General features: G+C 71.2%; 11 protein-coding genes. 6 read left to right on the top strand and 5 right to left on the bottom strand.

Annotated elements, in window-relative coordinates; translation table 11 throughout:
- Window positions 1-187 precede the first annotated feature (187 nt).
- Entirely contained in the window at window positions 188-3334 is a 3147-nt protein-coding gene (gene ileS, locus ACIP8W_RS30110) for an isoleucine--tRNA ligase (protein ID WP_402205530.1), read from the bottom strand.
- A 605-nt stretch (window positions 3335-3939) separates the two neighbouring features.
- Here ileS and ACIP8W_RS30105 point away from each other — a divergent pair.
- The 5 genes from ACIP8W_RS30105 (at window position 3940) to ACIP8W_RS30085 (ending at window position 8470) form a co-directional block, all read left to right on the top strand.
- Window positions 3940-4641 carry a TraR/DksA family transcriptional regulator gene (locus ACIP8W_RS30105; protein WP_401948615.1) on the top strand — a complete coding sequence of 234 codons (702 nt, stop codon included), beginning with the start codon at window positions 3940-3942 and terminating at the stop codon, window positions 4639-4641.
- A gap of 58 nt (window positions 4642-4699) precedes the next feature.
- On the top strand, window positions 4700-5260 hold the full coding sequence (gene lspA, locus ACIP8W_RS30100) for a signal peptidase II (protein WP_401948618.1): 561 nt from the start codon (window positions 4700-4702) through the stop codon (window positions 5258-5260).
- 94 nt (window positions 5261-5354) lie between these two features.
- Complete coding sequence (locus tag ACIP8W_RS30095) at window positions 5355-6296, top strand: RluA family pseudouridine synthase (protein ID WP_401948620.1); 942 nt, start codon at window positions 5355-5357, stop codon at window positions 6294-6296.
- Window positions 6293-6841: a GNAT family N-acetyltransferase gene (locus tag ACIP8W_RS30090; protein WP_401948623.1), complete on the top strand. Its 549-nt coding sequence runs from the start codon at window positions 6293-6295 to the stop codon at window positions 6839-6841. Before ACIP8W_RS30095 ends, ACIP8W_RS30090 begins: the two co-directional genes overlap by 4 nt.
- Window positions 6842-6883: 42 nt before the next feature.
- Complete coding sequence (locus ACIP8W_RS30085) at window positions 6884-8470, top strand: Na+/H+ antiporter (RefSeq protein ID WP_402205510.1); 1587 nt, start codon at window positions 6884-6886, stop codon at window positions 8468-8470.
- Window positions 8471-8477: 7 nt separating this feature from the next.
- Here the strand turns inward: ACIP8W_RS30085 and ACIP8W_RS30080 are convergent, their stop codons facing one another.
- A complete protein-coding gene (locus ACIP8W_RS30080) occupies window positions 8478-9557 on the bottom strand; it encodes a mechanosensitive ion channel family protein (protein WP_401948629.1) in 1080 nt (359 codons plus the stop codon).
- 65 nt (window positions 9558-9622) lie between these two features.
- Between ACIP8W_RS30080 and ACIP8W_RS30075 the strand changes: the two genes are divergently transcribed.
- Window positions 9623-10192: a dienelactone hydrolase family protein gene (locus ACIP8W_RS30075; protein ID WP_401948632.1), complete on the top strand. Its 570-nt coding sequence runs from the start codon at window positions 9623-9625 to the stop codon at window positions 10190-10192.
- Between the two features lie 67 nt (window positions 10193-10259).
- On the opposite strand, the gene ACIP8W_RS30070 is transcribed toward ACIP8W_RS30075, so the two are convergent.
- The 3 genes from ACIP8W_RS30070 to ACIP8W_RS30060 form a co-directional block, all read right to left on the bottom strand.
- Window positions 10260-11075 carry a DsbA family protein gene (locus tag ACIP8W_RS30070; RefSeq protein WP_401948635.1) on the bottom strand — a complete coding sequence of 272 codons (816 nt, stop codon included), beginning with the start codon at window positions 11073-11075 and terminating at the stop codon, window positions 10260-10262.
- A gap of 55 nt (window positions 11076-11130) precedes the next feature.
- Window positions 11131-11814, bottom strand: a complete 684-nt coding sequence (locus ACIP8W_RS30065; protein ID WP_401948637.1) for a hypothetical protein — start codon at window positions 11812-11814, stop codon at window positions 11131-11133.
- A 118-nt stretch (window positions 11815-11932) separates the two neighbouring features.
- Window positions 11933-13273, bottom strand: coding sequence for a DUF2252 domain-containing protein (locus ACIP8W_RS30060; protein WP_401948640.1), 1341 nt, complete (start codon window positions 13271-13273; stop codon window positions 11933-11935).
- Between the last annotated feature and the right edge of the window lie 277 nt (window positions 13274-13550).

The following is a 13550-nucleotide window of genomic DNA, read 5'->3' as shown; positions in this document are numbered from 1 at the left end:
GCTTGGGGGAGTGGGGTTGGGGTGGGGGGTGTGCTTGGGCGTTGGGTGAGGTGGGGGCGGGATGCAATGCGGGCTGGGGGTGGGTGTGCTCATGTGCTGGGTGGTAGGAGTGTTGGAGGGTTGGAGGGGATGAAAATGCGGGCCGGGAGTGGCCGGCCCGCATGGGGGTGGGGGGGTGGGGGGTCTGTCAGAGGGTTTTGCGGAGGTGGAAGGTCAGGGACAGGGGTTCGTCCGTGAAGGCCGGGCCGTATGTGGCGTCCGGGGCGGCCTGGGTGAAGTCTGTGGCCAGGACCTCGTCGGAGATGAGCGGGGTGTGGGCGGTCAGGGCCTCGGCGGTGGCGTCGGAGGTGGAGGTCCAGCGGACGGCGATCCGGTCCGCCACGTCCAGGCCGCTGTTCTTGCGGGCCTCCTGGATGAGGCGGATCGCGTCACGGGCCAGGCCCGCCAGGCGGAGTTCGGGGGTGATCTCCAGGTCCAGGGCGACCGTCGCGCCCGAGTCGGAGGCCACCGACCAGCCCTCACGGGGGGTTTCGGTGATGATCACCTCGTCCGGGGCGAGGGAGACGGTGTCCCCGTCGACGGTGACGGACGCCGTGCCGTCGCGCAGGGCGGCGGAGAGGGCGGCCGCGTCCGCTTCGGCGACGGCCTTGGCGACCGCCTGGACGCCCTTGCCGAAGCGCTTGCCCAGGGCGCGGAAGTTCGCCTTGGCGGTGGTGTCGACGAGGGAGCCGCCCACCTCGGAGAGCGTCGCCAGGGAGGAGACGTTCAGCTCCTCGGTGATCTGGGCGCGCAGTTCGGGGGAGAGGGCCTCGAAGCCCGTCGCGGCGATCAGCGCGCGGGAGAGCGGCTGACGGGTCTTCACGCCGGACTCGGCACGGGTCGCGCGGCCCAGCTCCACCAGCCGTCGTACCAGCGCCATCTGCTGGGAGAGGACCGGGTCGATGACGGAGAGGTCGGCCTCGGGCCAGTCGGCGAGGTGCACCGACTCGGGGGCGTCCTCGGTGACCGGTACGACCATGTCCTGCCAGACCCGCTCCGTGATGAAGGGGGTCAGCGGGGCCATCAGCCGGGTGACGGTCTCGACCACGTCGTGCAGGGTGCGCAGCGCGGCCTTGTCGCCCTGCCAGAAGCGGCGGCGCGAGCGGCGTACGTACCAGTTGGAGAGGTCGTCGACGAAGGCGGAGAGCAGCTTGCCGGTGCGCTGGGTGTCGTACGTCTCCATGGCCTGGGTGGTCTGGTCGACCAGCGCGTGCAACTCGCTCAGCAGCCAGCGGTCCAGGATCGGCCGGTCGGCGGGGGCCGGGTCGGCCTCGCTGGGGGCCCAGTCCGACGTACGGGCGTACAGCGCCTGGAAGGCGACCGTGTTCCAGTAGGTGAGCAGGGTCTTGCGCACGACTTCCTGGATCGTGCCGTGGCCGACGCGGCGCGCGGCCCAGGGGGAGCCGCCCGCGGCCATGAACCAGCGGACCGCGTCGGCGCCGTGCTGGTCCATCAGCGGGATGGGCTTGAGGATGTTGCCCAGGTTCTTGGACATCTTCCGGCCGTCCTCGGCGAGGATGTGGCCCAGGCAGACGACGTTCTCGTACGACGACTTGTCGAAGACCAGCGTGCCGACCGCCATCAGCGTGTAGAACCAGCCGCGGGTCTGGTCGATGGCCTCCGAGATGAACTGCGCCGGGTAGCGCTTCTCGAAGAGCTCCTTGTTCTTGTACGGGTAGCCCCACTGCGCGAACGGCATCGAACCCGAGTCGTACCAGGCGTCGATGACCTCGGGGACGCGGGTCGCCTCCAGGTCGCAGCCCTCGGTGGTGCAGGCGAAGGTCACCGCGTCGATGTACGGGCGGTGCGGGTCCAGGCCGCTCTGGTCCGTGCCGGTCAGTCCGGTCAGCTCGGCGCGCGAGCCCACGCAGGTGAGGTGGTTGTCCTCGCAGCGCCAGATGGGCAGCGGGGTGCCCCAGTAGCGGTTGCGGGAGAGCGCCCAGTCGACGTTGTTGTTCAGCCAGTCGCCGTAGCGGCCGTGCTTGACGGAGTCCGGGAACCAGTTGGTCTTCTCGTTCTCCTCCAGCAGCCGGTCCTTGATGGCGGTCGTACGGATGTACCAGGACGGCTGCGCGTAGTAGAGGAGCGCGGTGTGGCAGCGCCAGCAGTGCGGGTAGCTGTGCTCGTACGGCACATGACGGAAGAGCCGGCCGCGCGTCCTCAGGTCCTCGGTGAGCGCCTCGTCGGCCTTCTTGAAGAAGACGCCGCCGACCAGCGGGACGTCCTCCTCGAAGGTGCCGTTGGGGCGGATCGGGTTCACGACCGGGAGGCCGTACGAGCGGCAGACGCGGAGGTCGTCCTCGCCGAAGGCGGGGGACTGGTGGACCAGGCCCGTACCGTCCTCCGTCGTGACGTACTCGGCGTTGACGACGTAGTGCGCCTCGCTCGGGAAGTCGATCAGGGCGAAGGGGCGGTCGTACGTCCAGCGCTCCATCTCGGCGCCGGTGAAGGACGCGCCGGTGAGCGCCCAGCCTTCGCCGAGGGCCTTCTCCACCAGGGGTTCGGCCACTACGAGCCGCTCGTCGCCGTCCGTCGCGACCACGTACCGCACCTCGGGGTGGGCGGCCACGGCGGTGTTCGAGACCAGGGTCCAGGGGGTGGTCGTCCAGACCAGCAGCGCGGCCTCGCCCGCGAGGGGGCCGGAGGTCAGCGGGAAGCGGACGAAGACCGAGGGGTCGACGATCGTCTCGTACCCCTGCGCCAGCTCGTGGTCGGACAGGCCGGTCTCGTCGCGCGGGCACCAGGGGGCGACGCGGTGGTCCTGGACGAGCAGGCCCTTGTCGAAGATCTCCTTCAGCGACCACCAGACGGAGTCGACGTACTCCGGGTCCATGGTGCGGTAGGCGTCGTCCAGGTCGACCCAGTACCCCATGCGGTTGGTCAGCTCGGTGAAGGCGTCGGTGTGGCGGGTGACGGACTCGCGGCACTTGGCGTTGAACTCGGCGATGCCGTACGCCTCGATGTCCTTCTTGCCGGTGAAGCCCAGCTCCTTCTCCACGGCCAGCTCCACGGGCAGGCCGTGGCAGTCCCAGCCGGCCTTGCGGGCGACGTGGTAGCCGCGCATGGTGCGGAAGCGGGGGAAGACGTCCTTGAAGACGCGTGCCTCGATGTGGTGCGCGCCCGGCATGCCGTTGGCGGTGGGCGGGCCCTCGTAGAAGACCCACTCGGGGCGGCCCTCGGACTGTTCGAGGCTCTTGTCGAAGACCTTGTTGTCCCGCCAGAAATCGAGCACGGCGTGCTCCAGCGCGGGCAGGTCGACCTGGGCGGGTACCTGGCGGTACTGCGGCGGGTTCACTGATGTCATGGGGCGCTTCCTCCGGCGGAACTGTGGCATCTCCGTCGGAGGGACGAGAGCAGTGCTCCCGCGGTACCACCCTCCTTGGCCCCGGACGGTGCCGTCCGCGACCCCCTCATTGGGGCAGCGCTGCCGGTTCTACTCGCTCCGGGCCGCGTGCGCGGGGTCCGGGGCTTTCTTCCGGCGGCTCAGGGGTGATGCTTCGCGTCGCGCTGTCGCCCCCGGGCTCTCACCGTCCCCGGGTCGCTCATGGCCGCGTACGACGCTACTCGTCCCCATCCACGCCTTTCGCTGCGGCCAGTGTACGGCGCGGTACGGGGCGGGGCCGACCGGATTTCGGACGGGGAGCGCCGTACGGCCGAGCGTATGACCCGAATGGTTAGACCGGCGCGAACGGCCCGCGCGGGCGTCGGGCGGTGCTTCCGGTGGTCGTCCGGCGGCGGATTACCGGGCGGGGAGCTGGGCACAACGGATGGGAGGCCCGTCTTGTGACGCTACGGGGAGGGCCGGACCGGCGGCGTGCCCCGTTGCCGCGGGGCTGGGGTCGATTTATCGTCCCAGCACGATTCGCGTGCAAGATCACGATATGTGAAGGGGCCGCGGCCATGGTGGCGAAGAAGAGCGCCGCGAAGAAGACCGCGGCGAAGCGCGCCGCGGAGCAGGCCGGCGCGGAGAAGGCCGCCGAGGCACCCGTGAAGCGAGCGGCGGCGAGGAAGGCCACCGCCGGGAAGAGCGCCGCCGGAAAGAGCACCGCCGGGAAGACCGCGGCGGGCAGGAGAACCGCCGGGAAGACCGCGGCCACACAGACAGGAGCCGAAACGGTGGGAGCGAAGAAGACGGTAAGGGGCCGGAACACGGCGGCCGGCGGAGGTGGCGCCGCGACAGCGGTCTCCACGGCGCCGACCCCGCCCGAGGAGCTGGCGGTACGGCCGGGGGAGGAGCCGTGGACGCCGGAGGAGGTCGCGGAGGCCCGGTCCGAGCTGGCGGGCGAGATCGCCAGGCTGAGCGCCGAGATCACCGCGTCCGAGGCGGCGCTGGCCGGGTTGATGCGGGACTCCGGGGACGGAGCGGGGGACGACGACGCGGACACCGGTACGAAGAACATCACGCGGGAGCACGAGATGTCGCTCGCCGCCAACGCCCGGGAGATGCTGGAGCAGACCGAGCGGGCGCTCCTGCGGCTCGACGCGGGCACCTACGGCCTTTGCGAGATCTGCGGCAAGGCGATCGGAAAGGCCAGGATGCAGGCGTTTCCGCGGGCCACCCTCTGCGTGGAGGACAAGCAGAAGCAGGAACGCCGAGGCTGATCCCACGGGGGTGTGACGTACGCTCGTCCTCAGTCGGCACCTAGGTTGAGGGACTCACGTGGCAGAGGCGGAGAGCGTCATCGGTACGCCGGATGTGGACGACGGCAGCGAGGCCGAGGCCGAGCGGCCCAGGGGAAAGCGCAGGATCGTCGCGCTCTTCTCCGTCGCCCTCGTGGCGTATCTGCTGGACCTCGGTACCAAGATGCTCGTGGTGGCCAAGCTGGAGCACCACGAGCCGATCCAGGTGATCGGTGATCTGCTGCGGTTCGAGGCGATCAGGAACGCGGGCGCCGCGTTCGGTATCGGCGAGGCGTTCACGGTCATCTTCACCTGTATCGCGGCGGCCGTGATCGTGGTGATCGCCCGGCTGGCGCGCAAGCTCTACAGCCTGCCCTGGGCCATCGCGCTGGGGCTGCTGCTCGGCGGCGCGCTCGGCAATCTCACCGACCGGATCTTCCGCTCGCCGGGGGTCTTCCGGGGCGCCGTGGTGGACTTCATCGCGCCCGCGCACTTCGCGGTCTTCAACCTCGCGGACTCCGCGATCGTCTGCGGCGGGATTCTGATCGTGCTGCTGTCCTTCCGGGGTCTGGACCCCGACGGGACCGTCCACAAGGACTGAGACCGGCGGGGGCCGGGACCGGCGGGCGGGCCGGGAACCCCGTCGCCCCGGGACCGCGGACCGGCGGACCTGCCGGGCAAGGCATACTCGACAGGTGAGTCTTCCCGAGATCAGAACGCTGCCCGTGCCCGACGGCCTGGAGGGCGAGCGCGTCGACGCCGCCATCGCCCGTATGTTCGGGTTCTCCCGTACGAAGGCGGCGGACCTCGCCGCCTCCGGGAAGGTCCTGGTCGACGGCTCCGTCGTCGGGAAGTCCGAGCGGGTGAGCGGCGGGGCCTGGCTCGAAGTGGAGATGCCGCCGGCCGCCGCGCCCGTACAGATCGTGGCGGAGCCCGTCGAGGGCATGGAGATCGTGCACGATGACGACGACATCGTCGTGATCGTCAAGCCGGTCGGCGTGGCCGCGCACCCCAGCCCCGGCTGGACCGGTACGACCGTGATCGGCGGGCTCGCCGCCGCCGGGTACCGCATCTCGACCTCCGGGGCGGCCGAGCGGCAGGGCATCGTGCACCGCCTGGACGTCGGCACCTCGGGGCTGATGGTCGTGGCCAAGTCGGAGCGGGCGTACACCCTGCTCAAGGCGCAGTTCAAGGAGCGCGTCGTCGACAAGCGCTACCACGCGCTGGTGCAGGGCCACCCGGACCCGATGAGCGGCACGATCGACGCGCCCATCGGCCGCCACCCCAACCACGACTACAAGTGGGCGGTCACCGCCGAGGGCAAGGCGTCGGTCACGCACTACGACCTGATCGAGGCGTTCCGCTCGGCGTCGCTGCTGGACATCAAGCTGGAGACGGGCCGTACGCACCAGATCCGTGTGCACATGTCCGCGCACCGGCATCCCTGCGTGGGCGATCTCACCTACGGCGCCGACCCGACGCTGTCCAAGCGGCTCGGGCTGACCCGGCAGTGGCTGCACGCGGTGCGGCTCGGCTTCGAGCACCCCTCCGACGGGCAGTGGGTGGAGTTCGCCAGCACCTACCCCGACGACCTCCAGGGCGCGCTGGACAAGGTCAGGGCGGAGAGCAACGCGTGAGCCCGGCCGCCGACGGCTCCGACGAGTTCGACTACCTGGTGCGGGTCGCGGCCGGTCCCGAGGACATCGAGGCGTGCTTCGCGGTCCGCCGACAGGTCTTCGTCGTCGAGCAGGGCGTCTCCCCCGATCTGGAGTACGACGGCCGCGACGCGCAGGCCCTCCAGGTGCTGGCCGTCCAGGACGACGGGACGCCGCTGGGCACCGGACGGCTGCTGTACGGGCCCGGCGCGGCGGACCGGACCGGCGGCGATCCGGGGGTGGGCGCGCTGGGGCGGCTGGCGGTCGTGAAGGCGGCCAGAGGGCTCGGGGTGGGCGCCGCGCTGGTGCGTACGATCGAGGAGGCGGCCTGGGAGCGCGGGCTGACGGCGGTCGATCTGCACGCGCAGACCCACGCGCTGGGCTTCTACGAACGGCTCGGGTACACGGCGTACGGTCCCGAGTTCCCGGACGCGGGGATCCCGCACCGGGCGATGCGGGCGGAGCTCGCCGTCGCCGCGCCGGAGGTCGGCTATCGGCCCCCTTGGCCGGAAGATCACCCCGCATGACACGCTGAGGCCCCTGATCACCGATCACCGGAGGGGCTCGCCGTGGACCAGATGGCGCTGCTGATCGTGCTGTTGCTCGGGGCGGTGCTGACCGTACCGCTCGGGGACCGGCTGGGGCTGCCCTCGCCGGTGCTGATGACGATCGTGGGCGCCGTACTGGCCCTGCTGCCGTTCGTACCGAACGTGCAGGTGGAGCCGGAGTTCATCCTGCCGCTGCTGCTGCCGCCCCTGCTGTACGCGGCGGTGCAGCGGACCTCCTGGCGGCAGTTCACCGCCAATCTGCGGCCCATCCTGCTGCTGGCGGTCGCGCTGGTCTTCGTGACCACGGCGGCCGTGGCGGCGGTGGCCAACGCGATCGTGCCCGGACTGCCGATCGCCGCGGCCATCGCGCTGGGCGCGCTGGTCGCGCCGCCCGACCCGGTGGCCGCGACCGCCGTCGCGGGCTCCCTCGGACTGCCCCGGCGGCTGGTCTCGATCCTGGAGGGCGAGGGGCTCTTCAACGACGTGACCGCGATCGTGCTCTACCACGTGGCCATCGCGGCGGCCGTCAGCGGGACGTTCTCCTGGCCGAGCGCGGTCGGCTCGCTCGTCCTGTCCGCGGTGGTGGCCCTGGTGGTGGGGCTCGCGCTCGGCTGGCTCACCAACAAGCTGATGTCGCTGCTCGGCGACGCCACGCTCCAGATCGGCCTGTCGCTCCTGGTGCCGTTCGTCAGCTACGTACTGGCGGAGGAGCTGCACGGCTCGGGCGTGCTCGCCGTGCTGACCACCGCGCTCTTCCTCGCCACCCACACCGCCGACGCCGACGACGTCATGGGGCGGCTGGCCGGGAACTCCTTCTGGCAGGTCGTCGACACGCTGGTGACCGGCGTCGCCTTCGGGCTGATCGGGCTGGAGCTGCACAACGCCTTCGGCGCGGCCGAGGGCCGGGTGCCCGAGATGCTGGGCTGGGGCGCGGCGGTGGTCGGGGCCGTCGTGTTCGTACGGCTGCTGTGGCTGCTGCCCGCCACCTGGCTCGCCAAGCGGATGCACAAGCTGCGCGACTACGACGAGGAGATCCCCACCAGCTGGCGCGAGACCGTCGTCATGTGGTGGGCCGGGATGCGCGGGGTGGCGTCGGTCGCGCTGGCACTGGCGATCCCGCTGAAGACCGACGGCGGGGAGCCGTTCCCGGGCCGCGAGGAGATCATCTTCATCGCCTTCGCGGTCATCATGGCCACCCTGGTCGTCCAGGGGCTGACCCTGCCCTGGCTGGTGCGGAAGCTCGGCGTACGGGCGGACACCGACGCCGAACACGAGCTGGAGCACACGCTCGCGCTCCGGGCGGCCAAGGCGGCCAGGAAGCGGTTCAAGGAGATCGAGGGCGTCGAGGAGCTGCCCGAGGAGGTCATCGAGCGGCTGCTGCGCGTCGCGGTCGACATCGGGCTGCGGATCAGCCCGGACCTGGCCGACGACGAGCGGCGCGAATGGGTCGCCAAGCGTGTGGACCGGGTCAGGACCATGCAGCGGATCCAGCGCGAGATGATGTCGGCCGCCCGCCACGAGGTCCTCTCCGCCCGCAACGAGCCGGGCGCGGACCCCGAGGTCGTCGACCGAGTCCTGCGCCGGCTGGATCTGCGCAGCATGCACTGAGCCGCGGTCAGGGACGGTCGGCCTCGGCGGGGCTGCGGGGCTGCGGGGGGCGTACGGTGCCGGGCTCGGCCGCGATCCTCGGGAGCGCGTACGGGTGGTGCTCCACCAGCCAGGCGATCAGCTGTTCGCGTACCGCGCAGCGGACCGTCCAGATGTCGTCGGCGTCCTTGGCCGTGACCACCGCGCGCACCTCGATCGTGGTGGGGGTCGTGTCCGTGACCGCCAGGCTCCAGCCGCGGTTGTCCCAGGCCGGGCAGGCCAGCAGGATCTCGTGCAGCCGCTCGCGCATCGGGGCCATCGGCGCCGAGTGGTCGAGCTGGAGGAAGACCGTGCCGGTCATCTGGACCCCGCCGCGCGACCAGTTCTCGAAGGGCTTGCTGGTGAAGTACGACACGGGCATCGTGATGCGCCGCTCGTCCCAGGTGCGTACGGCGAGGAAGGTGAGCGTGATCTCCTCGACCACGCCCCACTCGCCGTCCACCACCACGGTGTCGCCGATCCGCACCATGTCGCCGAACGCGATCTGGAACCCGGCGAAGAGATTGCCGAGGGTGGACTGCGCGGCGACGCCCGCGACGATGCCGATGATGCCCGCCGACGCCAGCATCGAGGTGCCGACCGCCCGCATGTCCGGGAAGGTCAGCAGGCCCGCCGCCACCGCGACCACCACGACGACCGCGGTCACGATCCGCATCATCATCGTGACCTGGGTACGGACCCGGCGGAGCCGGGCCGCGTCACGGGTCAGCGACGCGTAGCGGGCGTACGACGACTCCACCGTCGCCGACACGATCCGCACGACCAGCCAGGCGCCCGACGCGATCAGCACCAGCGACAGCGCCCGGCCGATCCCGGTGTGGTACTCCTCGACGACCGTCCAGCGGATCTGCCGGTACGAGCCGCGCAGCAGCGCCGTGAGCAGGACCACTTGCAGCGGCGGTCCGCAGCGGCGCAGCAGCCCCCACACCGGGGTGTCGGGGCGGCGGGCGTCCGCGCGACGCAGCAGCAGGTCCACGACCCGGCCGAGCGCCAGCGTGAACAGGACCGAACCCCCGAGCACGATCAGCGGGCGCAGTACGTTCTCCATGGCTCCTCGATGCTGTGGTGGGTTCCGGTGCAGGTGGGGACCGTACCGGCTGGCAGGATGGCCGGATGGACATCATCCTCTTCCACTCGGTCTACGGTCTGCGCCCGGCGGTCCGGGAGGCGGCGAGCCGGCTGCGAACGGCCGGACACGTCGTACACGTACCCGATCTCTTCGACGGACGGACCGTCTCCAGTGTGGAGGAGGGCAGGGCGCTGAAGGACGAGATCGGCAAGGACGAGCTGCTGCGCCGGGCGGTGCTGGCCGCGGCGCCCTACTCGGAGCGCGGGCTGGTGTACGTGGGGCTCTCGCTCGGCGGGTCCATCGCGCAGAACCTGGCGCTGGGCGACGCGAAGGCGCGCGGGCTGCTGCTTCTGCACGGTACGTCGGACATCGCGGCGAACGCGTCCGTGGACGAGCTGCCCGTACAGCTGCACGTGGCGGACCCCGACCCGTTCGAGACGCACGACTGGCTGTCGTCCTGGTACTTGCAGATGCGCGCGGCCGGCGCCGATGTGGAGATCTACCGCTATCCGGGCGCCGGGCACCTCTACACCGACCCGGAACTGCCGGACTACGACGAGGCGGCGGCCGAGGAGACCTGGCGGACGGGGCTCGCCTTCATCGACACGCTGTAGGGCGATCGCCACGCCTCGGGGCGTGGCAGGGGCGCCGGACCGGGGTGGGTCCGGCGCCCCGGGGGGATCAGCCCTTGAGGGCCGCGGTGATCGCCGTGTTGAACTGCTCGACGGTCATCGGCGGGTTGTCGCTGCCCTCGGTGGTGACCTTCTTGCCGTCCATCTTCAGCGTCGGGGTGCCCTGGACGCCGCTCTTGTCGAAGGCGGCGGACATCTTCATCGCCCAGGCGTCGTACGTACCGTCCTTGACGTTCTTCTGGAACGCCGCGTTGTCCTTCAGCTCCTTCACCGAGTTGGCGACCTCGATGAGGTAGCTGTCCTTGGCGAACTTGTCCTCGGTCTCCTCGGGGTGGTACTTCGCCGAGTAGAGCGCGGTCTTGTAGTCGAGGAACGCCTCGGGGCTCACATCGAGGGCGGCGCCCAGCGCCGACAGGGCGTTCTTGGAGCCCTCGCCGTTGTCGGAGTTGTCGATGAAGGTCGCGCCGATGTACTTGATCTTGAACTTGCCGGCGTCGACGTCGTTGTGGACGGTCTCGCCGACCGCCTGCTCGAAGTGGGCGCAGATCGGGCAGCGGGAGTCCTCGTACAGTTCGAGCGTCTTCTTGGCGCTCGCCTTGCCGATGATGACGGTGGTGCCGTCGGTGCCGGTGGTGTTCTTGGGGGCGACGACGGTCTTCGTGTCCTTCATCGCCTCCCAGTGCGAGGGCTTGTTGCCCTGGACGACGGCGTAGCCGACGCCGCCGGCTATCGCGAGGACCGCGAGGGCGGAGACGCCGACGACGACCTGGCGGCGGACCCGGTCCTTCTTCGCCTGCCGCTCGCGCTCCACGCGGAGGCGCTCGCGGGCGGCGGCCTTGTTGGACTGGTTGTTCCGTGCGCTCATGGGGGTTCACTCCGTGTGATGACGTGGCTGTACGGGGGGTGGGGCGGCGGGAGGCTCAGACAGCGCCGAGCGCGGGGCGCGGCGGCCCCCGCCGTCCTACGGAGTGCACCAGGAAGCGGGTGGGGGAGCGGCGCGGCCCGCTCGTCGGACGGGCCCCGCGCCGGACGGCCGCGCGGACCGTGCCCACCGCCGCGACCGCGACCAGCAGCGGCCGGAACGCGCGGGTGGCGGCGGCCCGTACCAGCCGGGCCAGCGCCGCCTCGCCGTGCCGCAGCCAGAGCGCCGCGAGCAGCCCGACCGAGACATGGGCGGCGAGCAGCATCCACGGCAGGGCCGGGTCGGTGGAGCGCAGCAGGGTGGCGGCGGCGGAATCGGCCGGGACCACCCCGGGCAGCGGAGCGCCGACCGGGCCGCCGCACAGGACGCCGAGTCCGACCGCGCGCAGCGACCCCGTGACGGGGCCGCCCGCCGGGCCGTAACAGACCTGCTGGCCGCTGGTGAGGACGGTGTCCGCCGCCAGCTCCAGCGGGACCAGCAGCGCGGCGATCCGCCAGAAGCTCCGCTCCCGGCCCGCCGCCGCGTAGGCGAGCAGGAACACCGCCACGGCGAGCGCGGCGACGACGGAGAGCGGGAGCGGGACCCGGGAGAGCACGACGTGCGAGCCCGCGGACAGCGTCACGACCAGTGCCGTGAACAGGGCTGCCCGCGCGGCTCTCAGGCGCGTCCCGGATATGTCCATTGCCGCCGAGTGTGCCATGACCCCCTGTAAACGGTCCCTAAAAATCCTCTGAGAGCCGTACGGAGCGGCTCGCGGGGGGATCTTCCGGGGACCCTCTCAGGACCTCCCGGGGGACGGGTCAGCCCAGTCGGCCGTTGCGGAAGAGGTCCACGAAGATCTGGTGGTCCGCCCTGGCCCGCGCCCCGTACGTGTGCGCGAAGTCCACCAGCAGCTCGGCGAAGCCGTCCTCGTCGGCCGCGATGGCCGCGTCGATCGCGCGCTCCGTGGAGAACGGCACCAGGGAGTGCCCGCTCTCGTCGTCCGCCGCCGCGTGCATCGTGGCGGTGGCCCTGCCGAGGTCGGCGACGACCGCCGCGATCTCCTCCGGGTCGTCCAGATCCGACCAGTCCAGGTCCACCGCGTACGGCGAGACCTCCGCCACCAGCTGCCCGGCGCCGTCCAGCTCGGTCCAGCCCAGCCACGGGTCGGCGTGCGCCTGGAGCGCCCGCTGCGAGATCACCGTGCGGTGGCCCTCGTGCTGGAAGTACTCCCGGACGGCCCGGTCGGTGATGTGCCGGGAGACCGCGGGGACCTGCGCCTGCTTCATGTAGATCACGACGTCGTTCTCCAGGGCGTCGCTGTTGCCCTCCAGCAGGATGTTGTACGAGGGCAGCCCGGCGGAGCCGATACCGATCCCGCGCCGGCCGACGACGTCCTTCACCCGGTAGGAGTCGGGGCGGCTGAGGCTGGACTCGGGGAGCGTCTCCAGATAGCCGTCGAACGCGGCGAGGATCTTGTACCGGGTGGCCGCGTCCAGCTCGATGGAGCCGCCGCCGGGGGTGAAGCGCCGCTCGTACTCCCGGATCTCGGTCATCGAGTCCAGCAGCCCGAACCGGGTCAGCGAGCGCGCCGAGCGCAGCGCGCCCAGCAGCGGTCCCTGCGCGGTGTCCAGGGTGAAGGGCGGCACCTCGTCGGTCTTCGCGCCGGTGGCCAGCGCGTGGATCCGCTCGCGGTAGGCGCCCGCGTAGATCTCGACCAGCTCGGTGATCTGCGCGTCGCCGAGGGCCTTGGTGTAGCCGAGGAGGGCCAGCGAGGCGGCGAAGCGCTGGAGGTCCCAGGTGAAGGGACCGATGTACGCCTCGTCGAAGTCGTTGACGTTGAAGATCAGCCGGCCGTTGGAGTCCATGTACGTACCGAAGTTCTCCGCGTGCAGATCTCCGTGGATCCAGACCCGGCCGGTGCGCTCGTCGAGGAACGGGCCGCTCGCCCCGGAGCCGGAGCGCCACTCCTCCAGATCGCGGTAGAACAGGCACGCGGTGCCCCGGTAGAACGCGAAGGCGGACGCCGCCATCTTCCGGAACTTCACCCGGAAGGCTGCGGGATCCGCCGCCAGCAGCTCGCCGAACGCCGTGTCGAAAACGGCGAGGATCTCCTCGCCACGCTGCTCGTCAGCTGCTTCAACGGGTCGCGGGACCGACATCGCTGGGTGCCTCCTGGTGCTTGGCGTACGGGGTGGATACGAGTGAGTGATACGGGACGGATACGCGAGACTACGGGGCGGATCCGCCGGGCCCGACCGCGTGGGTGGAGCCGGGGCACCCCTCACCGGGGCAACGCTCGGCGCTCCCCGCGAGTGCCCGTCGGGGCCCTGGGGGACCGGGGATGACGGCGGTCTCCGTAAGCTCCCCGTGTGCGGCCAAATACCGCGCAATTTATGGCCACGGGTTTCCCCGCGTACGGCCAGATCTTCTCCCCGC

This window comes from Streptomyces sp. NPDC088554, from assembly GCF_044752945.1.
Classification (GTDB): Bacteria; Actinomycetota; Actinomycetes; order Streptomycetales; family Streptomycetaceae; genus Streptomyces.
Note: the sequence above shows the minus strand (reverse complement) of the source record. Positions and strands in the feature narration are given on the sequence as shown.

Excerpts from the sequence above, each read along its gene's own strand:
- ACIP8W_RS30105 (WP_401948615.1), top strand. The coding sequence starts at position 3,940 with ATGGTGGCGAAGAAGAGCGCCGCGAAGAAGACCGCGGCGAAGCGCGCC.
- ACIP8W_RS30080 (WP_401948629.1), bottom strand. The coding sequence starts at position 9,557 with ATGGAGAACGTACTGCGCCCGCTGATCGTGCTCGGGGGTTCGGTCCTG.
- ACIP8W_RS30075 (WP_401948632.1), top strand. The coding sequence starts at position 9,623 with ATGGACATCATCCTCTTCCACTCGGTCTACGGTCTGCGCCCGGCGGTC.
- ACIP8W_RS30070 (WP_401948635.1), bottom strand. The coding sequence starts at position 11,075 with ATGAGCGCACGGAACAACCAGTCCAACAAGGCCGCCGCCCGCGAGCGC.
- ACIP8W_RS30065 (WP_401948637.1), bottom strand. The coding sequence starts at position 11,814 with ATGGACATATCCGGGACGCGCCTGAGAGCCGCGCGGGCAGCCCTGTTC.
- ACIP8W_RS30060 (WP_401948640.1), bottom strand. The coding sequence starts at position 13,273 with ATGTCGGTCCCGCGACCCGTTGAAGCAGCTGACGAGCAGCGTGGCGAG.